At 69.4% G+C, this 26,002-nt stretch carries 25 protein-coding genes; 14 read left to right on the forward strand and 11 right to left on the reverse strand.

The annotated features are described in order from the left end of the window. Positions 1-23: 23 nt before the first annotated feature. From OG504_RS41895 to OG504_RS41920, 6 genes are all read left to right on the forward strand, one after another. Positions 24-1,151, forward strand: coding sequence for an ATP-binding protein (locus tag OG504_RS41895; RefSeq protein ID WP_405994447.1), 1,128 nt, complete (start codon positions 24-26; stop codon positions 1,149-1,151). A 166-nt stretch (positions 1,152-1,317) separates the two neighbouring features. Beyond that, positions 1,318-2,445 (forward strand): phenylalanine--tRNA ligase subunit alpha, encoded by a 1,128-nt coding sequence (pheS, locus tag OG504_RS41900; RefSeq protein ID WP_405994448.1) that lies wholly within the window; start codon positions 1,318-1,320, stop codon positions 2,443-2,445. Further along, entirely contained in the window at positions 2,445-4,949 is a 2,505-nt protein-coding gene (pheT, locus tag OG504_RS41905) for a phenylalanine--tRNA ligase subunit beta (RefSeq protein WP_405994449.1), read from the forward strand. The genes pheS and pheT overlap by 1 nt, the downstream gene beginning before the upstream one ends. Before the next feature lie 271 nt (positions 4,950-5,220). Beyond that, a complete protein-coding gene (locus tag OG504_RS41910; protein WP_405994450.1) occupies positions 5,221-6,351 on the forward strand; it encodes a PP2C family protein-serine/threonine phosphatase in 1,131 nt (376 codons plus the stop codon). Between the two features lie 212 nt (positions 6,352-6,563). Beyond that, positions 6,564-7,904: a transcriptional regulator gene (locus OG504_RS41915; RefSeq protein ID WP_405994451.1), complete on the forward strand. Its 1,341-nt coding sequence runs from the start codon at positions 6,564-6,566 to the stop codon at positions 7,902-7,904. An 82-nt stretch (positions 7,905-7,986) separates the two neighbouring features. After that, on the forward strand, positions 7,987-8,550 hold the full coding sequence (locus OG504_RS41920; protein ID WP_405994452.1) for an NUDIX hydrolase: 564 nt from the start codon (positions 7,987-7,989) through the stop codon (positions 8,548-8,550). Positions 8,551-8,620: 70 nt separating this feature from the next. Here OG504_RS41920 and OG504_RS41925 read toward each other — a convergent pair whose 3' ends face one another. Continuing rightward, complete coding sequence (locus OG504_RS41925; protein ID WP_328684423.1) at positions 8,621-8,878, reverse strand: hypothetical protein; 258 nt, start codon at positions 8,876-8,878, stop codon at positions 8,621-8,623. A 204-nt stretch (positions 8,879-9,082) separates the two neighbouring features. Next, complete coding sequence (locus OG504_RS41930; RefSeq protein ID WP_405849300.1) at positions 9,083-9,901, reverse strand: 3-hydroxybutyryl-CoA dehydrogenase; 819 nt, start codon at positions 9,899-9,901, stop codon at positions 9,083-9,085. Between the two features lie 241 nt (positions 9,902-10,142). On the opposite strand from OG504_RS41930, the gene OG504_RS41935 reads away from it, so the two are divergent. Beyond that, entirely contained in the window at positions 10,143-11,357 is a 1,215-nt protein-coding gene (locus OG504_RS41935; RefSeq protein WP_405994453.1) for a glycoside hydrolase family 10 protein, read from the forward strand. A 60-nt stretch (positions 11,358-11,417) separates the two neighbouring features. Here OG504_RS41935 and OG504_RS41940 read toward each other — a convergent pair whose 3' ends face one another. Next, complete coding sequence (locus OG504_RS41940; protein WP_405994454.1) at positions 11,418-12,362, reverse strand: DMT family transporter; 945 nt, start codon at positions 12,360-12,362, stop codon at positions 11,418-11,420. Here OG504_RS41940 and OG504_RS41945 point away from each other — a divergent pair. Beyond that, positions 12,361-13,824 (forward strand): PLP-dependent aminotransferase family protein, encoded by a 1,464-nt coding sequence (locus OG504_RS41945; RefSeq protein ID WP_405994455.1) that lies wholly within the window; start codon positions 12,361-12,363, stop codon positions 13,822-13,824. The two genes, OG504_RS41940 and OG504_RS41945, sit on opposite strands and share 2 nt — an antisense overlap. Before the next feature lie 12 nt (positions 13,825-13,836). Here the strand turns inward: OG504_RS41945 and OG504_RS41950 are convergent, their stop codons facing one another. Further along, complete coding sequence (locus OG504_RS41950; protein ID WP_405994456.1) at positions 13,837-14,466, reverse strand: DUF6461 domain-containing protein; 630 nt, start codon at positions 14,464-14,466, stop codon at positions 13,837-13,839. A 91-nt stretch (positions 14,467-14,557) separates the two neighbouring features. Between OG504_RS41950 and OG504_RS41955 the strand changes: the two genes are divergently transcribed. Both OG504_RS41955 and OG504_RS41960 read left to right on the forward strand, forming a co-directional pair. After that, the gene (locus OG504_RS41955; RefSeq protein WP_405994457.1) at positions 14,558-14,995 is read left to right on the forward strand and encodes a GNAT family N-acetyltransferase; all 438 of its coding nucleotides are present in this window, start codon (positions 14,558-14,560) and stop codon (positions 14,993-14,995) included. A 104-nt stretch (positions 14,996-15,099) separates the two neighbouring features. After that, a complete protein-coding gene (locus OG504_RS41960) occupies positions 15,100-15,693 on the forward strand; it encodes a histidine phosphatase family protein (protein ID WP_405994458.1) in 594 nt (197 codons plus the stop codon). A 776-nt stretch (positions 15,694-16,469) separates the two neighbouring features. On the opposite strand, the gene OG504_RS41965 is transcribed toward OG504_RS41960, so the two are convergent. Beyond that, the gene (locus OG504_RS41965; protein ID WP_405994459.1) at positions 16,470-16,913 is read right to left on the reverse strand and encodes a DUF6314 family protein; all 444 of its coding nucleotides are present in this window, start codon (positions 16,911-16,913) and stop codon (positions 16,470-16,472) included. A gap of 2 nt (positions 16,914-16,915) precedes the next feature. Then, positions 16,916-17,173 (reverse strand): hypothetical protein, encoded by a 258-nt coding sequence (locus OG504_RS41970; RefSeq protein WP_405994460.1) that lies wholly within the window; start codon positions 17,171-17,173, stop codon positions 16,916-16,918. Between the two features lie 171 nt (positions 17,174-17,344). Here OG504_RS41970 and OG504_RS41975 point away from each other — a divergent pair, with 171 nt between their 5' ends. Next, entirely contained in the window at positions 17,345-19,840 is a 2,496-nt protein-coding gene (locus OG504_RS41975) for an alpha-L-arabinofuranosidase C-terminal domain-containing protein (protein WP_405994461.1), read from the forward strand. On the opposite strand, the gene OG504_RS41980 is transcribed toward OG504_RS41975, so the two are convergent. Together OG504_RS41980 and OG504_RS41985 are read right to left on the reverse strand one after the other, a co-directional pair. Further along, positions 19,827-20,261: a carboxymuconolactone decarboxylase family protein gene (locus OG504_RS41980; RefSeq protein WP_405994462.1), complete on the reverse strand. Its 435-nt coding sequence runs from the start codon at positions 20,259-20,261 to the stop codon at positions 19,827-19,829. The two genes, OG504_RS41975 and OG504_RS41980, sit on opposite strands and share 14 nt — an antisense overlap. After that, positions 20,258-20,704: a MerR family transcriptional regulator gene (locus tag OG504_RS41985; RefSeq protein WP_405994463.1), complete on the reverse strand. Its 447-nt coding sequence runs from the start codon at positions 20,702-20,704 to the stop codon at positions 20,258-20,260. Before OG504_RS41985 ends, OG504_RS41980 begins: the two co-directional genes overlap by 4 nt. 172 nt (positions 20,705-20,876) lie before the next feature. Between OG504_RS41985 and OG504_RS41990 the strand changes: the two genes are divergently transcribed. Continuing rightward, complete coding sequence (locus tag OG504_RS41990) at positions 20,877-21,716, forward strand: hypothetical protein (protein WP_405994464.1); 840 nt, start codon at positions 20,877-20,879, stop codon at positions 21,714-21,716. A gap of 14 nt (positions 21,717-21,730) precedes the next feature. Here OG504_RS41990 and OG504_RS41995 read toward each other — a convergent pair whose 3' ends face one another. Then, positions 21,731-22,369 carry a TMEM175 family protein gene (locus OG504_RS41995; RefSeq protein ID WP_405994465.1) on the reverse strand — a complete coding sequence of 213 codons (639 nt, stop codon included), beginning with the start codon at positions 22,367-22,369 and terminating at the stop codon, positions 21,731-21,733. Positions 22,370-22,439: 70 nt separating this feature from the next. On the opposite strand from OG504_RS41995, the gene OG504_RS42000 reads away from it, so the two are divergent. Beyond that, a complete protein-coding gene (locus OG504_RS42000) occupies positions 22,440-23,273 on the forward strand; it encodes a hypothetical protein (protein WP_405994466.1) in 834 nt (277 codons plus the stop codon). Here OG504_RS42000 and OG504_RS42005 read toward each other — a convergent pair. Together OG504_RS42005 and OG504_RS42010 are read right to left on the reverse strand one after the other, a co-directional pair. Next, positions 23,240-23,581 carry a hypothetical protein gene (locus tag OG504_RS42005; RefSeq protein ID WP_405994467.1) on the reverse strand — a complete coding sequence of 114 codons (342 nt, stop codon included), beginning with the start codon at positions 23,579-23,581 and terminating at the stop codon, positions 23,240-23,242. The genes OG504_RS42000 and OG504_RS42005 overlap by 34 nt on opposite strands. Before the next feature lie 402 nt (positions 23,582-23,983). After that, positions 23,984-24,361 carry a hypothetical protein gene (locus tag OG504_RS42010; RefSeq protein ID WP_405994468.1) on the reverse strand — a complete coding sequence of 126 codons (378 nt, stop codon included), beginning with the start codon at positions 24,359-24,361 and terminating at the stop codon, positions 23,984-23,986. Between the two features lie 624 nt (positions 24,362-24,985). On the opposite strand from OG504_RS42010, the gene OG504_RS42015 reads away from it, so the two are divergent. After that, positions 24,986-25,978 carry a cytochrome P450 gene (locus OG504_RS42015; protein WP_405994469.1) on the forward strand — a complete coding sequence of 331 codons (993 nt, stop codon included), beginning with the start codon at positions 24,986-24,988 and terminating at the stop codon, positions 25,976-25,978. Positions 25,979-26,002: the final 24 nt, after the last annotated feature.

Genomic DNA, 26,002 nt, shown 5'->3' on the forward strand with positions numbered 1-26,002 from the left:
ATGAGAAGAGGTGGGGTACGGGGATGACTGTCGGCACGAGCAGCGCGCCGGGAGCACGGGGTGTGCCCCGGCCGTCCGAGGCCCGGCACGACGACCTCGGCATCGATCCCGACGAACTGGCCGACGGTCTCGTGATCGCCGATGAGCACGGGCATGTCGTCTGCTTCAATGCCGCCGCCGAGCGCATCACCTCCCTCGCCGCCTCCGATGCCCTCGGGCAGCGGCTGGAGAAGGCGCTTCCGTTAGAGGACCTGGAGGGGCGCCGCTGGTGGCAACTGACCGATCCCTACGGTGGGTTGGCCATCCGGGTGCGGCAGCCCGAGCGGAATTTGCTGTTGCCGGGCGGGCATGAGGTTCTCGTCACCGCGCGTTATGTGCGTGCGGAACCCCTCGGTCCTGTTCGTCGGGTCGTCGTCTCCCTCCGGGACACCGAAGCCCGGCGTCGCACCGAGCGCAGTCACGCGGAGCTGATCGCCACCGTCGCCCATGAACTGCGTTCGCCGCTCACCTCCGTCAAGGGCTTCACCGCCACCCTGCTCGCGAAGTGGGAACGTTTCACCGACGACCAGAAGCGGCTGATGCTGGAGACCGTCGACGCCGACGCCAACCGCGTCACCCGGCTCATCGCCGAGCTGCTCGACATCTCCCGCATCGACTCCGGGCGGCTGGAGCTGCGCCGTCAGCCCGTCGACATGGGCGCGGCCGTCGGCCGTCACATCCAGGCGTACGTCGCCGCGGGCCAGACCGCCGACCGGTTCCTGCTCCGCGTGGAACAGCCGCTGCCCGATCTGTGGGCCGACCCCGACAAGGTCGACCAGGTGCTCAGCAACCTGCTGGAAAATGCCGTGCGCCACGGCGAGGGAACCGTCACTATCGACGTCACGGCCTCGGCCTCCCCCCGAGAAGGGGAGGAGACCGGCACCTCGGTGACGGTGAGCGACGAGGGCCCAGGCATCCCGGAGGAGTCCATGAACCGCGTCTTCACCCGCTTCTGGCGGGGCAGCAAGCGCGGCGGCACCGGTCTCGGGCTGTACATCGTCAAGGGCATCGTCGAGGCCCACGGCGGCACCATCACGGTCGGCCGCGCCCCGGGCGGCGGCGCCGAGTTCCGATTTATGTTGCCCGTGGGCACCCCGGCGTATCTGCAGTAGCCCTGCCGCAGCCGCCGACGAGGCCCCACGGGCGATGTCACCTGCCTCACCCCCGTTAGACTCGGCCTTTGGCACCTTTGCGTCCCCGTTTCAGGGACGACGACGCGTCCCCCGAGTCGAGTCGGGACGGGGACCATCCGCCAGCCAACCGGAAGCACGGGAAGAGATGTCGGCACCGAATAAGTCGTACGACCCTGTAGAGGTCGAGGCCTTGAAACCGGAAGAGATCGAGCGCATGCGGGACGAGGCGCTCGCCGCCTTCGCGGCCGCCGGCGACCTCGAAGCGCTCCAGGAGGCCAAGGTCGCCCACACCGGCGGCACCTCCCCCCTCGCCCTCGCCAACCGCGAGATCGGCGCGCTGCCCCCGCAGGCCAAGGCCGCGGCCGGCAAGCTCGTCGGCCAGGCCCGGGGCGCGGTGAACAAGGCCCTCGCCACCCGCCAGGCCGAGCTGGAGGCCGACCGCGACGCCCGCGTCCTGGTCGAGGAGGCGGTGGACGTCACGCTGCCGTACGACCGCGTCCCGGCCGGCGCCCGGCACCCGCTCACCACGTTCATGGAGCGCGTCGCCGACGTCTTCGTGTCCATGGGGTACGAGATCGCCGAGGGCCCCGAGGTCGAGGCAGAGTGGTTCAACTTCGACGCCCTGAACTTCACCCCGGACCACCCGGCCCGGCAGATGCAGGACACCTTCTTCGTCCAGGGCCCCGAGGGGACCGAAGGCGACGAGTCCGGTGTCGTCCTGCGCACCCACACGTCCCCCGTGCAGGCCCGCGCCATGCTGGACCGCGAGCCGCCGGTCTACATCGTGTGCCCCGGCCGCGTGTACCGCACGGACGAGCTGGACGCCACGCACACCCCGGTCTTCCACCAGATCGAGCTCCTCGCCATCGACGAGGGCCTGACCATGGCCGACCTCAAGGGCACCCTCGACCACATGGTCCAGTCGCTCTTCGGCGCGGGGATGAAGACCCGGCTGCGGCCGAACTACTTCCCCTTCACCGAGCCGTCCGCCGAGATGGACATGCTCTGCTACGTCTGCAAGGGCGAGTCCGTCGGCAACCCCGACCGCCCCTGCCGTACCTGCTCCTCCGAGGGCTGGATCGAGCTGGGCGGCTGCGGCATGGTCAACCCGCGCGTGCTCGTCGCCTGTGGTGTGGACCCGGAGAAGTACAGCGGATTCGCCTTCGGGTTCGGCATCGAGCGGATGCTGATGTTCCGCCACAACGTCGAAGACATGCGAGACATCGTCGAGGGCGACGTCCGGTTCACCCGGCCGTTCGGGATGGAGATCTGATGCGCGTCCCGCTTTCTTGGCTGCGGGAGTACGTCGACCTGCCGGCGACGGAGACCGGCCGCGACGTCCAGGCCAAGCTCATTTCCGTGGGTCTTGAGGTAGAGACCGTCGAGCAGTTGGGCGACGGCCTCAAGGGCCCGCTCGTCGTCGGCAAGGTCCTCACGATCGAGGAGCTGGAGGGCTTCAAGAAGCCCATCCGCTTCTGCACGGTCGACGTCGGCCGGGCCAACGGCACCGGTGAGCCCCAGGAGATCGTCTGCGGCGCCCGCAACTTCGCCGTCGGCGACAAGGTCGTCGTGGTCCTCCCCGGCGCGGTCCTGCCCGGCGACTTCGCGATCGCCGCGCGCAAGACGTACGGCAAGACCTCGCACGGCATGATCTGCTCCGGCGACGAGCTGGGCATGGGCGACGACGGCTCGCACGGCATCATCGTGCTGCCGCCCGAGCACGAGGTCGGCACCGACGCGATCGAGCTGCTCCAGCTCGTCGACGAGGTCCTCGACATCGCCGTCACACCCGACCGCGGCTACGCCCTGTCGATCCGCGGCGTCGCCCGCGAGACCGCCACCGCCTACGGCCTTCCGCTGCGCGACCCGGCCCTCCTGGACGTCCCGCAGCCGAACGCCTTCGGCTACCCGGTCCAGGTCTCCGACCCGATGGGCTGCGACCGCTTCACCGCCCGCACGGTGACCGGCCTCGACCCCGACGCCCGCTCCCCGCTCTGGCTCACGCGCCGCCTCCAGAAGGCGGGCATGCGCCCGATCTCGCTCGCCGTCGACATCACCAACTACGTGATGCTGGAGCTCGGCCAGCCCCTGCACGCCTACGACCGTTCCCGCGTCCAGGGTCCGATCGGCGTGCGCCGGGCCGAGCAGGGCGAGAAGCTCACCACCCTCGACGGCGTCACGCGCACGCTGGACGCCCAGGACCTGGTGATCACCGACGACCGCGGCCCCATCGGCCTCGCGGGCGTCATGGGCGGTGCCAACACGGAGATCGACGACACCGAGGGCACCACCACCGAGGTCGTCGTCGAGGCCGCGCACTTCGACGCGCTCTCCATCTCGCGTACGGCCCGCCGCCACAAGCTGGCCTCCGAGGCGTCCAAGCGCTTCGAGCGCGGCGTCGACCCGCAGGCCGCGTCGGCCGCCGCCCAGCGCACGGTGGACCTCCTGGTCCTCCTCGCCGGCGGCACGGCGGACGCGGGCGTCACCGAGGTCATCGCGCCCTCGGCCCCGCACACCATCACCATCCCGGCGGACCACCCGGACAAGGTCGCGGGTGTCGCCTACGGCCGCGAGACCGTCGTACGGCGTCTCCAGGAGGTCGGCTGCGACGTGTACGGGCAGGACGAGCTGATCGTCACCGTCCCGTCCTGGCGCCCCGACCTCACCGACCCGAACGACCTGGCCGAAGAGGTCATCCGCCTGGAGGGCTACGAGAACCTGCCCTCCACGCTCCCCAAGCCCCCCGCGGGCCGGGGCCTCACCGACCGCCAGCGCCTGCACCGCCGCATCGGCCGCGCGCTGGCCGGTGCCGGCTATGTCGAGGCGCCGAACTACCCCTTCATCGGCGAGCACGTCTTCGACCAGTTCGGCCTGACCGCCGACGACCCGAACCGCAAGGTCGTCAAGCTGGTCAACCCGCTCTCCGACGAGGAGCCCGCTCTTCGTACGACGTTGCTGCCGGGCCTGCTCGGTGCGCTGCGCCGGAACGACGGTCGTGGCTCGCATGATCTCGCGCTGTTCGAGACGGGGTTGGTCTTCCACCCGCGCGAAGAGCTGAAGATCGCGGTACGGCTGCCTGTCGACCGGCGTCCCACCGACGAGGAGATCGCCTCTCTCACCGAGGCGCTGCCCGTTCAGCCCCGGCATGCCGCGGTCGTCCTCGCGGGCGCGCGTGAACAGGCCGGGTGGTGGGGCAAGGGGCGTCCTTCCGACTGGGCCGACGCGGTCGAGTCGGCGCGGGTGCTGGCGCGTGAGGCCGGGACCGAACTCGTTGTGCGGGGTGGGCAGTACGGGCCCTGGCATCCGGGGCGGTGTGCGGAACTCGCCGTTGTCGTCGAGGGTGTTGAGCAAGTCATCGGGTATGCCGGGGAGTTGCACCCCGGCGTGCTGAAGACCCTGGGGCTGCCTGCGCGTACCAGCGCGATGGAACTCGACCTGGATGTCCTTGAGTCGGCGTCTTCGGGGGTTCCCAAGGGGCCGAAGATCTCCACGTTCCCTGTCGCTACGCAGGATGTCGCGCTCGTTGTTGATGTGGCTGTGCCGCATGCGGGTGTTGAGGCTGCGTTGCGTGAGGGGGCGGGTGAACTGCTGGAGTCCATCCGGCTGTTCGACGTCTACGAGAATGCTGCGCAGCTGGGTGAGGGAAAGAAGTCCCTTGCTTATGCGTTGCGGTTCCGGGCGGCTGACCGGACGTTGACTGTCGACGAGGCGTCTGCGGCTCGGGATGCGGCGGTGGCGTTGGCCGGGTCGCGGGTTGGGGCTGTGCTTCGCGGTTAAGGCGGGCTAAGGGGTGGGGAGCTGCTGTTGTTTGCCGGCTGCGGGAGCGTTGTGGCTGGTCGCGCAGTTTCCCGCGCCCCTTAAGGGCATCCCTGTGGGCCTGTATTTGAGGGTCTGCCTGCATAAATGCATGTGTCTGATCTCTTCTCACTCGTTCGGGTGAGAAGTTTGGGTGATGTGGCCCGATCGGGGCATGTGGTCGACAGAATCGGACCGGCCTTTCGGGGTCGGTCCGATTGCGCTGTCGGGGCCTATTTGGGGGGCCACAGGCATGATCCGCATCAAGGCTGGGGTGCCCCGCAGGACGCGCCCGAGGAAGCGTGCCCGTCGTCCGCTGCGCCGGGCGCTCGCCCTGGGGCTGCCCACGGTCTGGGGCGCCATAGCGATCACCTACAAACTCACCTGCCCGCTCGCCCAGCAGAACAGCCTGGGCGCACGCATCGTCACCAGCGCGGTGTTCTTCGCGGTCGGCACCGGGCTCATCGTCCAGGTCCGCCGCTCCCTGCTCCGCGAACTGCGGCAGATCCGCCAGATCGCCGGCGCCGCGCAGAACGCCCTGCTGCGACCGTTGCCGCCCCGCCTCGACGGGCTGAACATCGCCGCCGCCCAACTGTCCGCGGAGCGCGGTGCGGTGGTCGGCGGTGACCTGTACGAGGTGATCGCCACCGAGCACGGCGTCCGGGTCGTGATGGGCGACGTACGCGGCCACGGCATCTCCGCGATCAGCACGGTCGCCGCCGTCCTCGGCAGCTTCCGCGAGGCCGTCCACGACGAACCCGACCTCGACGGCGTCCTACGACGGCTGGAGCGCGCCCTCGCCCGCCACCTCCGCGAACGCGCCCGCGCGGAACACCCCGCCTCGGGCGGCCTCGACCCCGACAGCCCGGTCGCCGAGGAGTTCGTCACCGTACTACTGCTGGAGATCGGCAGGGACGGCGAGGTGCGGGGGCTGAACTGCGGCCACCCGTGGCCGTACTTGCTGAGCGGCACGAGCGTCGAACCACTTGCCCGCGCCGATCCTCTTCCGCCCCTCGGTCCATTCCCGTTGCCGACCGAGCTGCCCTTCGTCTGCTGCGGCCAACTCCTCCCGGGCGAGGCCCTGTTCCTCTACACGGACGGGGCGGAGGACGCCCGTGACACGAGGGGCCGTTTCTTTCCGTTGGCGGATGTCCTGGCAGAGGCAGTGGGGCAACACCCGCTCCCTGTACCCCAGTCGGTCCTGGGTTCGGTCTTCACGGCCCTACTGCGCCACACAGGCGGCACCCCGACGGACGACGTGGCGATACTCGTCCTCAGCAATGACAGAAAGCTGGCGCTTCCCGACCCAGGGGCGCGGGGAACTGCGCGACCAGCCACGACGGCGTCGCACCCGACCAATCACCCACAACACAACGGCGTTTAGTCGCACCGCATTGAACCCCATCGCAAAGCCAGGCCGCCGCACTTACGAGGGGGAGCCGGCGGCCCGGCCGGCCTCTTGCGAGGCAATCCAGTCAACCGGTTCGGAACTCTCCGCAACAGCGCGCACACACCACGGATTCGCGCACTCCGTTCACACCCGGTGTGAACCGAACCGCACTACTCTGTCCGCACCGAGTCACCGGGGGGCCATCCATGCAGCCCAACACACTCCTCGACGCGATCCTGGACGAGGCGGGAATCTCGCACGCGGGACTCGCCGCCCACGTGAACCAGGCCGGACGGGCCCGAGGGCTCGCGCTACGGTACGAACACACCGCCGTGGCACGGTGGTTGAAGGGCCAGCGCCCCCGGGGCCAGGTCCCCGACCTGATCTGCGAGGTACTCGCGACCCGCCTGCACAGACCCGTGACCCTCGACGACATCGGTCTCGGCGTACCGGGCGAACCGTCCACCCCGCACGGCACCTCCCTCTCCGGCTTCGTCGAACGGGCCACCGCCCTGTGGCGCTCCGACGAACAACAGCGCCCGCACATCCTCGGCGCCCCCGCGGTCACCGGAACGCCCGCGGTGATGCCCGTCTGGGAGTGGGAGAACCCGCCCGACGACGTGGACGTCTCGCGCGGCGGCCGGCACCGGGTGAGCATGGCCGACATCGAGATGCTGCGCGCGGCCCGCGCCCACTACGAGCAGATGTACCGCAAGGCCGGTGGCATCGCGACCCGCACCCGCATCGTCGGCTTCCTCAACTCCGAGACCGCACCCCTGCTGCGCGGCAGTTACACCGACGCCACCGGCCGCCAACTGCACCGCTGCACCGGCGGCTTGGTGGCCATCGCGGGCATCTGCGCCTACGACTCCGACGCGCACGGACTCGCCCAGCGCTACTTCCACCAGGCGCTCAGACTCGCAAAGGCCAGCAACGACAGGGGACTTGGCGCGTACGTCATCGCGCTGCTCGTCAACCAGTCGTTGTTCATGCGGGAGTTCCGCCAGGCCGTCGCCTTCGCGGAGGCCGCGCTGCGCGCCGCGGGACGGCAGATCACCCCGGCGCTCGCCTCCGACCTGTACGCGATGCAGGCGAAGGCGTACGCGCACCTCGGCGACGGCACGAGCGCCCTGTCCTGCATCCGGCGTGCCGAACAGGCCGCCGAACGCATCCGGCGCGGATACGAACCCGACGAGACCGGCTATGTCCAGCCGGGACTGGTCAACGTCCAGGTGGCGGAGGCGCTTCTCAGCCTCGGCGATCTGACGGCGGCGGCGGAACACGCCACGGCGGCCGTGGACACTCCGGCGCACGACCGGGGCCGGGTGCACCGGCTGGCCATGCTCAGCCAGATCGAACTGCGCCAGGGAAACGCCGACAAAGCGGTGGCCACGGCGGTGGAGATGGCCGAGCAGGCACGGGGCATGGAGTCCCAGCGGCTGCGCGACAGACTCCGCGCGGTCCGCGAGTACCTGGTGCGCAGCGACTGCGCGGGTACCACCGAGGCGGCCGAACTCATCGACGGGGCACTGCGCGTACCGCTGTAGAGAGCGCCCTGGAAAGCGCCGTAGACCACAACACAGTCCCTGCTGCGATATTGCCACTTACTCGACGGAAGGTGGCAGAACCGTGCAGTGGACGAAACAGAACGAACAAACTGTGTACTCAAACCGCTGGTTCAGCGTCAATCTCGCGGATGTCGAACTACCCGACGGCCGGCACCTCGACCACTTCCTCATACGGCTGCGCCCGGTGGCCGTGGCGACGGTGGTCAACGAGGCGAACGAGGTTCTCCTGCTGTGGCGGCACCGTTTCATCACCGACAGCTGGGGGTGGGAGCTCGCGGCCGGCGTCGTCGAGGACGGCGAGGACATCGCGCGCGCGGCCGCCAGGGAACTGGAGGAAGAGACCGGCTGGCGGCCGGGGCCCCTGCACCACCTGATGAGCGTGGAGCCGTCCAACGGGCTCACGGACGCCCGGCACCACATCTACTGGGCCGACGAGGGCGAGTACACCGGACACCCCGTGGACGACTTCGAGTCGGACCGCCGGGAATGGGTGCCGCTCAAACTCGTACCCGACATGGTCGCCCGCGGGGAGGTCCCGGCCGCCAACATGGCGGCCGCGTTACTGCTGTTGCACCATCTGAGGCTGGGGGCGGATACAGCGCCCCGTAGGGGCGCGGGGCAGTGACATTAGCGGCTCCGCCGCGGAGCGCGACCAGCCACAACGGACCGGCAGCCAACCGACTGACCTTCGGGCTCTAGCGTCCCAAGGCCTGCCAGACAGTCACGACAAGTGCACCCACGGCGGTCATCGCGGCGATGGTCGGCAGCGGCCACCGCGTGTGCTCAAGTGCAACGATTCGCGCGCTCAGATCGTCCAGTTCCTTGTCCGTCTCCTCGGTGCGATGACTGAGCAGGGCCAGCCCACCCTCGACACGCGCGTACGCGACGTCGAGGCGGCGGCGTAACTCTGCGAGTTCTCCATGGACCACGGGATGCTCGGGGTCGGCGGTCACGGGTCCGCTCCTTTCCGTAGTCGGAACATCCCTTGCATGCGCATGAAGAGTCAACTCCCCTGGTGGACACCAGGGGAGAGTGTGCGAGCGGCATATGCGGGCCCGGCGCGCACACGGTGTGTGAATGGCGCGGGCCCGGTACTCCGAAGAGTGCCGGGCCCGCAACCGTCAAAGTATTACGGTGAGTTGCCGCGAGGGAAGTGCTCAGGCGTAGGTGTAGAACCCCGAGCCGGACTTACGGCCGAGCCGCCCCGCGTCGACCATGCGCTGGAGCAGCGGGGGAGCGGCGTACAGCGGCTCCTTGTACTCCTCGTACATCGAGAACGCGACCGAGGCGACCGTGTCCAGACCGATCAGGTCGGCCAGCTTCAGCGGACCCATCGGGTGGGCGCAGCCGAGCTCCATGCCGTTGTCGATGTCCTCGCGGCTGGCGATGCCCGACTCGAACATCCGGATCGCGGACAGGAGATAGGGGATCAGCAGCGCGTTGACCACGAACCCGGAGCGGTCCTGCGCGCGGATCGCGTGCTTGCCGAGCGCCTTCTCGGCGAACAGCTGGGCGCGGCTGAGCGTGCCCTCGGAGGTGGTCAGCGCCGGGATCAGCTCGACGAGCTTCTGCACCGGCGCCGGGTTGAAGAAGTGGATGCCGATGACCTGGTCGGGGCGCGAGGTGGCGACCGCGAGCCGCACCAGCGGGATCGAGGAGGTGTTGGAGGCGAGGATCGCGTCGGGGCGGGTCACGACCTGGTCGAGCACCTGGAAGATCTCGGTCTTCACCTGCTCGTTCTCGACGACGGCCTCGATCACGAGGTCGCGGTCGGCGAACTCGCCGAGATCGGTGGTGAAGCTGAGCCGCGCCTGCGTCTCCGCCAGCTCCTCGGCCGTGATCTTGCCGCGCTCGGCGGCCTTGGCCAGCGAGTTGAACAGCCGGGTCCGGCCGATCTCCAGGGCCTCGCCGGTGGTCTCGGCGACCTTCACGTCCAGGCCGGAGCGGGCGCACACCTCGGCGATGCCGGCGCCCATCTGGCCGCAGCCGACCACTCCGACGCGCTCGATGTCGGTCACATCGTCCCCTTCGCTGATCTACGGCTGGTCGCAGGACCCCGTTGTTCGACGCCTGCTCCGATCGTGCACGTTACCCGCAAGTATCGATGATCGATCGCCGGGGTCGGGCATTCTGGGGCGCGGAGACGATCCGTGACGGCACGGATCCACAGCGTATGGGGGTGTACAGATGGGGCGATTGTCACGTCGGGCGTTCGCGATGGCAGCGCTGTCGACGCTGGCCACGACGGGCAGCGCGGCGGCCGACACCGGGCGCGCGCCGAGGCCGGCAGGGCGCCCGCGCGGAGTCACCGAGATGCGGGGCGTGTGGCTGGCGACGGTCGCCAACCGCGACTGGCCCTCCCGCCCGGGCCTCACCCCGGCACAGCAGCGCACCGAACTGATCGCCCACCTCGACACGGCGGTCCGCGACCGCCTCAACACGGTGATGTTCCAAGTACGGCCCACCGCCGACGCGTTGTGGCCCTCGCCGTACGAGCCCTGGTCGCAGTACCTCACCGGCACCCAGGGCGTGGCCCCCGGCTGGGACCCGCTGAAGACGGCAGTGGAAGAGGCGCATGTGCGGGGGCTGCAACTCCACGCCTGGTTCAACCCGTACCGGATCGCCAACAACACCGACCTGACCAAGCTCGTCGCCTCGCACCCCGCGCGCAAGCACCCCGACTGGGTGGTCGAGTACGGCGGGAAGCTCTACTACAACCCCGGACTGCCCCAGGTCCGCGCCTTCGTCGAGGACGCGATCCTCGACGCGGTGAAGAAGTACCCGGTCGACGGGGTCCACTTCGACGACTACTTCTACCCGTACCCGGTGGCCGGTCAGACCTTCGACGACGACGTGGCCTACGACAAGTACGGCGGCGGCTTCACCGACCGGGCCGCCTGGCGCCGCGACAACATCGACAGGTTGATCCGCGAGACCGCTGCCCGCATCCAGCAGATCCGTCCGGGCACGCGCTTCGGGATCAGCCCCTTCGGCGTGTGGCGCAACATCGCGACCGACCCGCTCGGCTCCGACACCCGCGCGGGGGTGCAGACGTACGACGACCTCTGCGCGGACACCCGCAAGTGGGTGCGCGAGAACTGGATCGACTACATCGTCCCGCAGCTGTACTGGAACATCGGCTTCGCCGCCGCCGACTACGCGAAGCTGCTGCCCTGGTGGGCGGAGGTCGCGCGCGGCACGAAGACGCAGTTGTACGCAGGTGAGGCGCTGTACAAGGCGGGCGACCCGGCGCAGCCCGCGGCCTGGCAGGACCCGGTCGAACTGTCCCGGCACCTCACCCTCGCCGCCAAGTACCCCGAGGTCGGCGGGCATGTGTTCTTCGCGGCCAAGGATGTGGCGGTGGATCCGGTCGGCGCGATGGCGCGGGTGGTCGCCGACCACTACCAGCAGCCGGCGAATGCCCCCCGCTGAACTGCCGCTCCGGGTCCGGGTACTTGACGTCCTGGTGCTTGACGGCTTGGTGAACGGCCCTCAACTCCGCGCCCGTTGCGTGACGGCGATGCAGACCAGCACCGCCGCCGCGGTCAACGGGGCGGCCACAGGCAGGTGTTCGCCGAGCAGCAGGACCGACCACACCAGCGTGAGCAGCGGCTGGGCCAACTGCAGTTGGCTCGCCTTCGGGACGCCGATGGCGGCCATGCCCCGGTACCAGACGACGAGCCCGAGGAACTGTGAACCGGCGGCGACCCACAGCAGTCCGGCCATGCTGTGCGCGGTGAGGTGCGGGGTGTCGTACGACAGGGCGAGCGCGGCGGCGGGCACGCTCAGCGGCAGGCACAGGACCAGCGCCCACGCGATGACCTGCCAGCCGGGCATGACCCGGGCCAGCCGGCCGCCCTCGGTGTAACCGGCCGCGCAGACCAGCAGCGCGGCGAGGAGATACAGGTCGGCGGTGGTCACGGCGCCGCCGCTCTGCTGGACCGTGAAGGCGAGCACCGCGCCGGCGCCCGCGAGCGCGGCCGTCCAGAAGGTGCGCGAGGGGCGGATGCCGGTGCGCAGCGCGGACAGGGCGGCGGTCGTCAGCGGCAGCAGACCGACAACCACCGCCGCGTGGGCGGTAGTCGATGTCTCCAGCGCGAGCGTGGTGAGCAGCGGGAATCCGACCACCACTCCGGCGGCTACGACGGCCAGCCCGCCCCAGTGCCGACGGCTGGGCACGCGGACGCGCAGCGCCAGCAGACAGCCGCCCGCGATGACCGCGGCGAGGACACTGCGCACGGCCACCAGCGACCAGGCGCCGAAGCCCTCCAGCCCCCAGGCGGTGGCCGGGAAGGTGAGGGAGAAGGCGATCACACCGAGCGCGGCCTGGACGGTTCCGGCGCGGGCGCCGAGCGCAGGGGCCGGTGCGGGGGGAGTGGGACCGGCGGTGCTGACCGCTATCGGACTCGGGGCGATAGCGCTATCGTGTGCTCTCATGCATGAGCGTAGCAGTGTCGGTGAACTGGCGAATCGCCTGCGACAGGAACTCAACCGCTACTCGCCCGGTGGAAAGCTGCCGTCGAGCCGGGTGCTCGTCGAACGGTTCCGGGTCAGCCCCGTGACCGTCTCGCGCGCCCTCGCGCAGCTGGCCGCCGAGGGGCTGGTGGTCACCCGGCCCGGGGCCGGCGCGTTCCGGGCGACGCCCCGCACCGCGACCGCCGCCGCAGGGGACACCTCCTGGCAGGAGGTCGCGCTCAGCGCGGACGGCACCGCCGACTTCGTGCCGCGCACGGTGGACGCGTCCGCGGTCCTGGCCACCCTGGCCGTCCCGCCGCCGGGCGTGATCGAGTTCAACGGCGGCTATCTGCACCCGTCGCTCCAGCCCGAGCGTGCGATGGCCGCAGCGCTGTCCCGGGCAGGGCGCCGTCCCGGCGCCTGGGGCCGACCGCCGATGGAGGGCCTGCCGGAACTGCGCGAGTGGTTCGCGCGCAGCATCGGCGGAGCGGTGACGGCCGCCGACGTCCTGGTCAGCGCGGGCGGCCAGACCGCGTTGACCACAGCACTGCGGGCCCTCGCACCCCCGGGTGCACCGGTCCTCGTCGAATCCCCCACGTATCCAGGCATGTTGGCGATCGCACGGGCGGCGGGCCTGCGTCCGGTCCCGGTGCCGGTGGACGCGGACGGCGTGAAACCGCCCCTGCTCGCCGATGCGTTCCGTGCCACCGGCGCCCGGGTCTTCGTCTGCCAGCCCCTGTTCCAGAATCCGACTGGCGCGGTCCTGGCCCCCGCCCGCCGCCCGGAGGTCCTGCGCATCGCCCGGGACGCGGGCGCGTTCGTCATCGAGGACGACTTCGTACGACGGCTGGTGCACGAGGACGCGGGACCGCTGCCGCGTCCGCTCGCCGCCGACGACCCCGACGGAGTCGTCGTCCACGTCGGCTCCCTCACCAAGGCGACCTCACCCAGCTTCAGGGTCAGCGCCCTCGCCGCGCACGGTCCGGTACTGGAACGCCTGCGCGCCATCCAGGTCGTCGACACCTTCTTCGTCCCCCGGCCGCTCCAGGAAGCGGCCCTCGAACTCGTCGGCTCCCCGGCCTGGCCACGCCATCTCCGCGCGATCTCAACGGAGTTGAAGACCCGCCGCGACACGATGACGACCGCCCTGCGCCTCGAACTCCCCACCCTCTCCCTCCCGCACATCCCCTCCGGCGGCTACCACCTCTGGCTCGGCCTGCCCGAGGGCATTGGGGGCACCTCCCAGGCTTTCGGATCTGGGGGAGAACAGTCGCTGACGATCGCGGCCCTCCGCGCGGGCGTCTCCATCACCCCCGGCCGCCCCTACTTCAGCGCCGAACCCCCGGCTGCCCACGTCCGGTTGAGCTTCGCGGCGGTCGCGGGGACGGGGGAGATCGTGGAGGGGGTACGGCGGCTTCGGGCGGCCTGCGAGGAGGTGCTCTGACGCGGACGTGCTTCAGTCCTCAGGCACCGGCACCAGAGCGCCGGAGAACTCCAGGGACGCGAACAGCTCCGGCGTCAGGTGCACGCCCGTGAGGCGATGGGCGAGCGCGAAGGCGGCCTCGGTGTGCAGGTCGTAGCTGCGCTCCTCGTCCTCCCTCAGATCGAAGCCCGACTCCCGCATCCCGGTGAGGAGTTCCGGTTCGTCCGCGTGACTGCCGTCCCGGGAATAGGCGAAGAGCGGCTCGAATCGCAGCCGTATCTCCCTGTCCTCGAACCAGTAGAAGCGGTCCACCGCGTTCACGTTGCGGAAGTGGGAGACCACCGTGCGCCCGCGCGAGACGGGGAGCATGGCCGCGCTGGTGACGCCCAGATATCCGTTGTGCTCGACCATCAGCGACCAGTCGCCGACCGCGGCGACACCGACGAACAGCGGGTCCCCGTAGTGCTCGTCCCAGGTGTCGTACGACGGCTCACGCAGGGGCTCGACACCCTTGACCCGTATCCTCTCCGGCTCCGCTCCCAGCTCATGCAGCAGCCGGTCCGGCGTGATCTCCCGGACCAGCGTGACGCAGTAGGCATGCATCAGCGGGGCATGCTGCGCCTGGAGCCAGGTGTAGTCGTCGGCGGTGGTCGTCCGTGTCATGGTCTCAAGCCTGCCACCCGCCACTGACAACGCCCGGGCGGCCGGCCAAAATCGCTCGACACCTCGCCCTCTGACCTGCGAGCCTCCCGCCATGAACGACATCCCGAGCCTCCCCGACGGCTACGAGTTCTCCGCCGACCCCGCCCGTGTCGACATCGACCGCACCTACCGCTGGCTGTCCACCGACGCCTACTGGGCGAAGGACCGGCCCCGCGAGAAGCACGAGCGCGCGGTCGCGTCCTCGATGAACTTCGGGGTGTACGACGCGACTTCGGGGGAGCAGGTGGCGTACGCGCGCGTGGTGACCGACGAGGCGTTGTTCGCGTGGCTGTGCGATGTGTACGTGGACCCGTCGGTGCGCGGCAAGGGCGTCGGCACGGCGTTCGTCGGCGCCGTACGGGAGGAGCTGCGGCCGTTCGGACTGCGGCGGATCCTGCTCGCCACGCACGACGCCCATGGGGTGTACGAGAAGCTCGGATTCAAGCCACTGGAGCGGCCCGACCAGTGGATGGCCCTCATTTTCGAGTGAGTTGTCCGCCTGGTCCCGACCTCGAGGTGAGGTTTCGCCCACCCTGGGTAACTCTCATCCGGCACCCCTTGACCTGCGTACTTCGGCGGGATCACGATCGCCGCATGCAACTTCGGGTCACGTTCGTCGCCGCCGCGCGCAGCTCGCCGCTGCTCGCGGAGCGCTTCGAGGACGACCGCCCGCTGGACCAGGCGGGTTGGGACGAGGTACAGCGTGCCGCCCCGGTCCTGCTGCCGCTGGCGGCGGCGGAGCTGCGCTACTGCTCACCGACCCCGCGCAGCCGCACCACCGGCGACGGGCTCGGTTACACCCCGCTTGTGCAACTCGCCCTGCGGGACTGCGACATGGGCCGCTGGCGCGGCCTGACCCTGGGTGAGGCGATGGCCCGCGAACCGGCCCTGGTCGACGCCTGGCTCGGCGACCCACGCTCCACCCCGCACGGCGGCGAGTCCCTGCTGGCCTTCATCGCCCGGGTCGGCGGTTGGCTCGACACCCGCCCCGACGACGACGGCGGCCGCATAGTCGCCGTGGCCGAACCCTCCGTCATCCGCGCCGCGTTGGTCTACGCCCTCAAGGCACCCCCGTCGACCTACTGGAACTTCGACGTACGCCCACTGTCGACGACGACGGTCACGGGGCATGCGGGGCGGTGGAATCTGCGCTTCGACGGGGCGGGGGCTCAGTCGAGGCGGGTGTAGGGCGGGGCGGGTGTGGTGCGGGGCGGTTTTGGGGAGCGCTGGAGCGGGTGGGGGCGTTGATGCCGGCCTGCGCCTGTGCTCGCGTCGGCTGGTGCGAGCTCCGCCCGGAATCAGCCGGGTTCGCCGACGCCCACGTCATGCGAGCGTGGTGCATGCGGACTCCGCCGCAACGGCCTGGGCTGATCGCCGTGCAGTCCACGTGTGCGCGATTCCGTGCGAACTCCGCCCAGCCTCAGCCGGATTCGGAGCCGCCCGGCACGCATGCGGCCAGGTCGGCTGCCGTCCGGCCCAGGCGGGCCCGCGCATTTGATCCGAACTCCGAGTGAAACCCGCCGGGTCGGCCGCCGCCCGGCCCACGCACACGAAGGCCGGTGCACGCGCGGGACGGCACCAGCCGCTGCCCCTTCACCAAGCCTGCGCGCAACCTGGCTTCAACTCCGCCTGATGCCAGCCGGTTTGGCCGACGCCCGGCTCACGCACACGAAGGCCGGCGCACGCGCGGGACGGCACCAGCCGCTGCCTCTGCATCCAACCCGCGCAACCCGGCATCAACTCCGAGTGAAACCGGCCGAGTCGGCCGCCGCCCAGCCCACGCACACGAAGGCCGGCGCACGCGCGGGACGGCACCAGCCGCTGCCCCCTGCATCCACCCCCCATCCAGCCCACGCGCAACCCAGCATCAACTCCGCCTGAAATCACCCGCATTCGGCGACGCCCCGCCCCAGCCCCCGCACCCGCCTCGAACCCAACCCGCTACCGCCCGGACCCGCCACCCCTCAACCCCCGCGCGCATACTCCGTACTCAGCACCAGATCCTTCGCGGGCCCGCCCACTCGCCACACTGTCCGCCAGTGGTCCGCGTCCAGAACCGTGAACTCGCCCCGGTACAGATCCGCCGAACAGGGATGGTCGGCCACATGGTGCCCCGAGGTGAGATCCAGGTCGTGGAACGGCCGCCCGTCACCGAAGCGAACGTCGGCCACCCCAGGTGCCCCGCCCGGCAGGAACCGTAGGGTCCGTTCGGCGGGGCGGGCCACGCCCTGCCAGGTGAAGGTGCCCAACTCCGTGTGCAGCAGGCCGCCTTCGGGCAGGGCGCCGAAGACGGTCGTACCCGCGAAGTCGCCCTCGTCGCCGCTCGACAGGTCCCGTACCGACCTCCGCACCCGCCAACTCCCGGACAGATACGCCAACACGTCCACCACCGGCCAGAACTCGCCCATCGTCACCCCTTCCCCAGCCGCCGCCGACGTCGCCGACCGTCCGGCGAGTCGGTGGGTGCCTTGCGCCGCGCCTGAGCCCGGATCTCGTGGTGCGAGGCGTGGCTCGTGGTCCGGAAGGCCTCCTCGTACGCGGCCAGGGCGCCGCCCATGGCGCCTCCGGCGGTGCCGCGGCGGCGGATCCGGCGGGCCAGCCAGGTGAAGAAGCCCAGTACGACGGCGAGGAAGCCGAGCAGGGCCAAGTACGGGAACAGCGCATGCATGCCCTCGACCCTACGTCCCTCCGCACCCCGGCCCCATTGACGTGCTCACGACCCTTTCCTATCGTGCCGGTTCGAAGTGCTGACCGACGTCTGGTATTTCGAACAACCCGAGGTGGCCTCCGAGTAGTTCCAGGGCCGCCTCAGGGCAACTTCAAGAGCCGCGGAGTATCCATGTCACGCACCAGCCGCACCCGCCTGAGACTTGCCTTAGGGGCAAGCGCATTCCTGCTGGCGACGGCCGTCGTCCCCGCACCCGCCCACGCCGAGGACGTCACGGACGTCACCGACTATGCGATCACCGTCGATCCGTCGTCGCGGGGCGCCACGATCGACAGGACGATGTACGGCGTCTTCTTCGAGGACATCAACCGCGCGGCCGACGGCGGCCTGTACGCCGAGCTCGTGCAGAACCGGTCCTTCGAGTACTCCACCGACGACAACAAGTCGTACACCCCGCTGACCGGTTGGACGGTCGCCGGTACGGCCCAGGTCGTGAACGATTCCGGCCGCCTCAACGAGACCAACCGCAACTATCTCTCCCTGGCGGCGAGTTCGTCCGTCACGAACGCCGGTTACAACACCGGCATCGCCGTCGAGGACGGCAAGAGGTACGACTTCTCGGTGTGGGCCCGCGCCGACAGCGGCACCACGCTCACCGCGAGCCTCCAGGACGCCGGCGGCACCCTGGCGACCGCACGTCAGGTGCGGGTGAGGAAGAACGGCTGGGCCCAGTACAAGGCGACCTTCACCGCGACCCGCACCAGCACCACCGGCCGCCTCACCGTCGCCTCCTCCGACGCGGCCGCCCTCGACATGGTGTCCCTCTTCCCCCGCGACACCTACAAGCACGAGCCGAACGGCCTCCGCAAAGACCTCGCCGAGAAGGTCGCCGCCCTGCATCCGGGCTTCGTACGCTTCCCCGGCGGCTGCCTGGTCAACACCGGTTCCATGGAGGACTACAGCGCCGCCTCCGGTTACCAGCGCAAGCGCTCGTACCAGTGGAAGGACACCGTAGGCCCGGTCGAGACCCGCGCCACGAACTCCAACTTCTGGGGCTACAACCAGAGTTACGGCCTCGGCTACTACGAGTACTTCCGCTTCGCCGAGGACATCGGCGCGATGCCGCTCCCCGTCGTACCGGCCCTGGTGACCGGCTGCGGCCAGAACAAGGCCGTCGACGACCCGGCGTTGCTCCAGCGGCACATCCAGGACACCCTGGATCTGGTCGAGTTCGCCAACGGGCCGGTGACGTCGAAGTGGGGCAGGCTGCGCGCCGAGATGGGCCACCCCAAGCCCTTCCACCTCACCCACATCGAGGTCGGCAACGAGGAGAACCTCCCCGCCGAGTTCTTCGCCCGCTTCACCCAGTTCCGCTCCGCGATCCAGGCCAAGTACCCCTACATGACCGTGATCTCCAACGCGGGCCCGGACGACAGCGGTTCGACCTTCGACACGGCCTGGCAGCTGAACAAGGACGCCAAGGTCGACATGGTCGACGAGCACTACTACAACAGCCCGCAGTGGTTCCTGCAGAACAACGACCGCTACGACTCCTACGACCGCACCGGCCCGAAGGTCTTCCTCGGCGAATACGCCTCCGGTGGCAACGCGTTCAAGAACGGCCTTGCCGAAGCGGCGTACATGACCGGCCTGGAACGCAACGCGGACGTCGTCAAACTCGCCTCCTACGCACCGCTGTTCGCGAACGAGGACTACGTCCAGTGGCGCCCGGACCTGGTGTGGTTCAACAACCACGCCTCCTGGGGCTCCGCCGACTACGAGGTCCAGAAGCTGTTCATGAACAACGTCGGCAGCCGGGTGGTGCCCTCAACTGCCACTGGCACCCCCTCACTTGCCGCCCCGATCTCCGGCGCGGTCGGCCTGTCGACCTGGGCGACGAGTGCGGCGTACGACGACGTGCAGGTGACCGGCGCCGACGGGACCTCGCTCCTGAGCGACGACTTCTCCGGTGACGCGTCCCGCTGGACCCATACGGGAGGCGGGAGTTGGAGTCTGGAGGACGGGCAGTACGTCCAGACCGACACCGCCGCCGAGAACACCATGGTGTCGGCGGGCGACCCGGCCTGGCACGACTACGACCTGCACGTGAAGGCGACGAAACAGTCCGGGAAGGAAGGCTTTCTCGTCGCGTTCGGCGTCAAGGACACCGGCAACTACTACTGGTGGAACCTGGGCGGTTGGAACAACACCCAGACCGCCGTCGAACAGGCCGTGGACGGCGGCAAGTCGACGCTGATCGCCAAGCCGGGGACCATCGAGACGGGCCGCGCCTACGACGTCGACATCAAGGTGAGGGGCCGTCAGGTCACCCTGTACCTCGATGGCCAGGAGTGGGGCAGCTTCGCCGACGACAAGCCGGCCGAGCCGTTCCGTCAGGTCGTCACCAGGGACGCGAAGACCGGTGACCTGATCGTCAAGGTCGTCAACGACCAGTCCTCGGCGGCCCGTACGGCGATCGCCCTGGGCGGCGCCAAGGTCGCGTCCAGGGCGAAGGTCACCACGCTCGCCGCCGCGCCCGACGCGGTGAACAGCGAGACGGCGACCGCGGTCGCGCCGGTCGTGTCCACCTTCAACGGGGTTGCCGGCAGGTTCAGTTACACCTTCCCGGCGAACTCGGTCACGTTCCTCAGGATCAAGCAGAAGTAGCGTCCGGCGTGGGCTGCTGTCCCAGCGGCAGCAGTCCACGCTCGGCGAAGACCTTCTTCGCGGCGAAGGTGGCGTTGAGCGCCTTGGGGATGCCGCAGTACACGGCGGAGTGCGTGAGGGCCTCGATGATCTCCTCGGGTGTGAGGCCCACGTTCAGCGCCGCGTTCACGTGCACGTCGAGCTGTGCCTCGCAGCCGCCGAGCGCGGTGAGCATGCCCAGCGTCACCAACTGCCGGTCGCGCGGGGCGAGTCCGGGACGGTCGTAGATCTCGCCGAAGGCCCAGGCGACGACCTGGTGACCCAGTTCGGGGTTGATGTCGGCGAGCGAGTCGACGACCCGCTGCCCGGCCTCGCCGTCGACCCGCTTCAGGACCTCCAGGCCGTGGGCGAAACGCTCTTCACGGGTGGTGCTCGCGCTCATGTCAGCTCATCCGATCCCGGCCGCTCGTGCTCGACCTCGTCGAGGAGCAGCTGTTCGTAGTGGTCGATCTTGTCGTCCAGCGCGGACGCGTTGCGGCGCAACGCCCTGATCCGGTCGGCCAGTTCGGCACGATGCTCACGGAGCATCGCCAGCCGGTCGGCGACCGTGCCGTCCCCCGCCGCCCGCAGCGCCGCGAACCGCTGCATGTCGGCGATCGACATGCCTGTCTCGCGCAGCCGCAGCAGAAACTCCAGCCAGGCCAAGTCGGCCGCCTGGTACCGCCGTTGGTTGCCGGTGGTCCTTCCGACCCGCTCGATGAGGCCGGCCTTCTCGTAGTAGCGCAGCGTGTCGTGCGAGAGGCCGGTGCGCTCGGCGACCTGGGCGATGGTGAGGGTGGGTTCCCGGTCCCGGGGGAGGGGTTCCGGGGGCTGTCCGCTGCTCATGAACACAACGGTAGAACCTGGAGCGCACTCCAGGTCAAGCCCCGGCCGGGGATCGCTGCGGACGTGCGAGCGGGACCGGCATCCGAACCGCTGGATCACGCTTGACCTGGGGATTACCCGACCCGCACACTTGTCCGGCCCCCGGGGAGGGGGTTGGCGAGGGGGATTCCATATGAGCGGGACGACCGCGATCGACGTGTACCAGGACCGCTGTGAGCAGCTGTTCCTGGCCGGGGGAAACGCGGCCGTCCGGCGCGCCGCGCAGGAGGGGCTGGACGAGCTGGGGCCGCAGCCCGATCTCTACTGCTGGCTGGCCCTCGGGCATGCCGTCGAGGACGACGACGACCACGACGATCGCGCGGAGGAGGCGTTCCGGGCGGGACTCGCGCTCGACGCCGGCCATCTCGGGCTCCTCGCCGGTTACGCCGAACTGTGCCTGCGCGCCGACGCGTTCGAGTACCCCGGCCGTGCCGCGCGCGCCGCCGTTCTCTCCCGGCGCCTGAAGGAGCTGGCACCGGAGTCCGCCGAGGCCGGACAGCTCGCCGCCGCCGAGCGCTGGGCCCGGCGCGGTTACTGGGAGGACATCAGGATGAGAGCGGTGGTCGGTGCGCTCCAGGGCCGTGACACCGAGGCCCAGGCCCGCGTCCTGGCCGAGGACCTCCGGCAGCGGGACGGCGACGACGTCGACGGCGCGAGCACGCGAGGCGCCGGGACCGTCGACCGGGCCGCCACCGTGCGCGCCACGACCCTGGAGGCGCTCTCCGGCCCGTGGAACGCGCCGGTACGTCTCCTCGGCCGGTACCGGACGGCCGCGTGGGCGGTCAGCCTCATCCTGTGCTTCGCCACCAACACGACGCTGCGGCGGACGGGAGCCGTGGACCACTTCAGCCTGTGGGGCTGCCTCTGGCTGATCCCCGTGCTGATCGTCGACCGCCGTTTCGCCGCCGTCCGCAAAGAGGCCGAGGCCCGCCACGTCGCCCACCTCGAAGCCGTACTCACCGAGCGCTCCTGACCGGGCAGGAGGTGTCAGTCCCGCGCCGGCCGGCGCCGGTAGTGGCCAATGGCGTAGTGCGCGGGGACGAGCGCGATCCAGAACCACATGGCGGCCTTCGTGTTGAGGAAGGCCAGGGGGATGGACAGGCCGAACACCAGGACGCTGGAGCCGAGTTGGGCGGTGAAGCGGCGACGGGCCAGGGCGGCGGGGGACTCGGGTGAGGGGTGCACCTGGCGTTGGGTGAGCAGGAGCAGAGCCACGTGCACCGCGTGGATCGCGGCCATGGCGCTCGCGTAGAGGGCGACGGCGTCGGGCTGGGAGGCGTACTCGGCCAGGAGCCCGGTGGGGAAGGGCAGCAGCGCGACCAGGCCGAGGCCGAGGAGGGTCAGGCGGGTGACCACGGTCGTCTCGGCAGGCAGTGCCGTGAGGATGCGGCGATGGTCACGCCAGAACCCTGAGATGAGCGTGAAGCTGAGCGCGAAGGCGCCGAGGCTGGGCAGCGCGTCGCTCAGGGCCTTGTGGAAGGCGGCGTCGCCCAGATCTGCGGGGACCGCGACGTTGATGACGAGCAGCGTCATCGCGATGGCGTATATCCCGTCGGACAGCGCGATCAGGCGTGCCGTGCCGGGGGAGTGCTCGGGTGTGCGCATCGCTGCGACGGGCTCCGTCATGCCGACGACAGTAGGGCGTCGCGTCCTTGAGCGGTGGTGCCGAACCGTTGGGTCCGCTTACGGTCGGTCCGTGACGATCAGATGTGACGAGCCGCGCGGACTCGGCGTCCCGGACGCCGAGGCGCGGTTGCGCTTCGAGGCGGAGCCGCAGCGGAGCGGGGGTCGGACCGGGCGGAGACTGCTCGTGGTCGACGGGGAGCCCGCGTTCGAGCTCAGCTACTGGTGTGGGACATGCCCGTTGCTGTTCCGCCGGCTGGTGACCGCGAATCAGAAGCTGTCGCTGGAGGACGTACGGGAGCAGCTCACCGGGACGCTGGCCGAGCCCGGTGACGGCGGTGTGATCGACGCGTTCGGCGCGTTGCTGCCGGAGGGCGAGTACCTTCCGGTGCTGCTGCGCGTGGAGCCCCGGCTGGTGATCCCGGGCCGGGAGGGCGACTACTTCAGCGGCGAGCAGGTGGACTCCTGGGGGATCGACCAGTTCTGGGGCCTCCCGGAGTACCCGCACACGCCGTACTACCGGACCTTCGAGACGGTGGTCGACGCGTCCGCCCACCTGTACGAGTTCGTCGTGCCGATGGTTCCGCCGACGTGGAACGACCGGGAGCGCGTCGAGGAGTACGTCGAGCTCATGGGCCGGGGTGCGGTCCCGACGGCGGTGGCGGTCTCGACGCTGGACGTGTGCGAGCCCGCCATCGCCTTCGGGGACGACCAGTCCCAGCACTGGGGTCTGACCCACTTCCTCCTCGACGGCCACCACAAACTGGAGGCCGCGGCCACCGCCGGCCGCCCGGTGCAGCTTCTCTCGCTTCTGGCCCTGGGTGAGGGCCTGGCGAGCGCTGAGGAATGTGCCCGGCTGCCCGCGCTGCGTGCTCAGCCCCGCTCGGCCCGTACGACCGGTGCCTGACCCGGCAAGGATCGAGAGCCGGTGACTGCGGCGCCCTGCCGGGCCACCACCGCGAGCAACAGGATCTCGACGCCCGCGGTGATGCCCGCCCGGAACTTCCCCGAGCCTGTCGAGGCGGTGCCCAGCGGCACGGGGATCTTCCCCCGGGGACGCAGCACGACCAGCGCGGCGAAGGGCACCGCGAGCGTCGCCGGGACGGCTGAGCCCTTGGGCTCCTCGCCCGGCACCATCAGCACGGGGAGCAGGAACGCCAGCAGCGACGCGGCCAGGCCCACCAGCCGAGCCCGTCTCGGTACGCGACCCGCCACAGCACCCCCACCGTCGAATGTTCGCGCCGGCGGAAAGGCGCGTTGAGCGGATCTCGGTCGCGGCGCTGCGGAGACACCATTCGACTTGAGTATTCGAGTGGACCCGCAAAGGTGGTAACCCATGAACGACCATCTCGCAGAGAATACGCGGCCTCGGCCTCGGCGTCCGCAGCAGCGGGCGCTTTGGCCGACATTGTCCTCGCTGCGGAAACAACTAACGGGGCCTTCTGCGGTCACTTCAGGAACAAAGTTGAAGTCGCGAAGGTGATCGTGCTTCACAGTTTCGCTGTGGTGGAGGGCCTCGATCACCAGAGGGTAAAACTGCAGGAGGTAGTGGACGCCGGGATGTCGCCGGCTTACGGACTCGCTAATGAGCCTGCCCTGGTAGCGGCACTGACGCTCTCATTCCACGCCAAAGCGCGGAAAAACTACGGAATTCCCTGGCCGGATTGAGTCGAGTTCAACATCGACCAACTGGCCGAAGCGAAAGAACAGGGTGGGCTGAGGCCGCACATCGTCCTGGACGATCACGCCGTCCAAATCTCTGGAACGTGGTCCGGTCTGGCTTTCGTAGGGCGGGCAATGGGCGGCGACCTGAGCAAATTCCAATCGCGCGTACACCGCGTTGCTCGAAAAGCGCAGCGATGAGGCTGACACCGAGACGACGTAGTTCTTCCAGTCCGGTAAAACCTCCCCAGTTGTCCAACGCCGTTCGTCCCGGCCGTCCGCAGGACGATGTGGACGCATCCGACCAAAGGATTTGTCGGGAGTTAGAGGCACGGCACGTACTTTGACTGTATTCAGGACCACGCCCCGCCTGATGTGTATTCACCTGCGGCCAGACACTTTGGCGCGGGCTGAATGCCCGCGACTTCCTGTGAAAGTCCACTGTGGCTTTGCCTGCAGTGCACGTCCGCGCCCTCGCACGTCACCGGCAGTCGCTTCCCTGGAAATGGGGACGCGCCGACGAACTGGGGGAGGTCGTTCCTGGCAGGTCAGGTTCGATGATGAAAGCCTGAATCGGTCAAACGTGATCCGCACAACAGTAGCCACCTCGCATGAACGTTCAATCACAGGGGTATGCAGGCTTGCGGTTACGTCCTGGCTGCCAGAGGAAGAGTTGCCGTGGAATCCATAGTTGCTTCTAGCAACGTCGACCGACGCGCACTGGTTTCGCTTTTCGCTCGTCTTCGCAGGAGCGAGGGACAGTCCAATCCGCTACCCATCTACGATCAGCTCAGGTCACTTGGCGAAGTGATCCCGGCGCCATGGGGAGGGCATTTGGTAACTTCCTATCGGCTGTGTCACAGCATTCTGCGGGATAGGTCGTGGAGAGTTCCCGATCGTCAATGGCGCGCCAGCCAGACGGGCTCGAATCGATGGAATTCAGCCGCATCGTTCCAGATGGCTTCCACCCTGCCGATGCTGAATCCTCCGCTCCACACGCAGACGAGGGAAATCCTTGGACGTGTGTTTCACAAAGGCTCACTCCCGCAGTTGAGTTCTTCGATACAAAAGGCGGTCGACCGTCTCCTCGATCAATTCTTCGAGGAGCTGAGTCAAGGGCCGGCGGATTTCGTGAAGAGCGTCGGTGAGGAACTTCCCGTAATCGCGATCGGTGAGTGGTTGGGCCTGCCTTCATCCGACTACGGCCTCCTGCGAACCCTGACCCACGACCAGGTCTTCACCCAGGAGTTGTTTCCGTCCGCGACCGAGCTGTCACTCTCGGATGCCGCGACCGCTCAACTCCGGTCCTACTTTTCCGCACTGATCAATGACCGCCGGGAGAATCCTGGCGCCGATCCCATTTCGAATTGGCTCAGGATCTGGGATGAACGAGAGCGCGACCGGGCCACCGTCGACGAGGCCGTCCACTCCATGGCCCTGTTCATGATTCTCGCGGCCTTGGAGACAACGAGCCACGTGCTGTCCGCAGCGCTTCGCCTCGTGCTCGACCACCGCGCGCAGGAGGACTGGCTGCGCCGGCTCCCTCATCTCGTACCGGACGCGGTCGAAGAGGTCCTGCGCTACGACCCACCGATTCACATGATCAGCCGCATCGCCGGCACCGCCACCGACCTTGGCGGAATCCGCGTGCCCGCAGGCGGGATGGTCCAACTCATGGTGGGAGCAGCGCATCACGACCCGGCCCAGTGGACGGATGCCCACCGCTTCGATGTCCGTCGCCGTCAGACGAAGACGGCCGGGCCCCCGCACCTGAGCTTCGGCGCGGGCATTCACTACTGCCTCGGCAGCCAGCTCGCACGCCTGGAAGCGACAGTCCTCCTCAGATCCCTGCTCAAGCGCCCCGGGCACCTTCGCATCAACGCACCTGTCCAGTGGGCGTCGCGGATCGCCTTCCGGCGCACGACTTCGCTGGAACTCGTCCTCGAATGACCTCCACCCACTCCAAGAGAGCTG

It is taken from the genome of Streptomyces sp. NBC_00986, assembly GCF_045162565.1.
Lineage (GTDB): Bacteria > Actinomycetota > Actinomycetes > Streptomycetales > Streptomycetaceae > Streptomyces.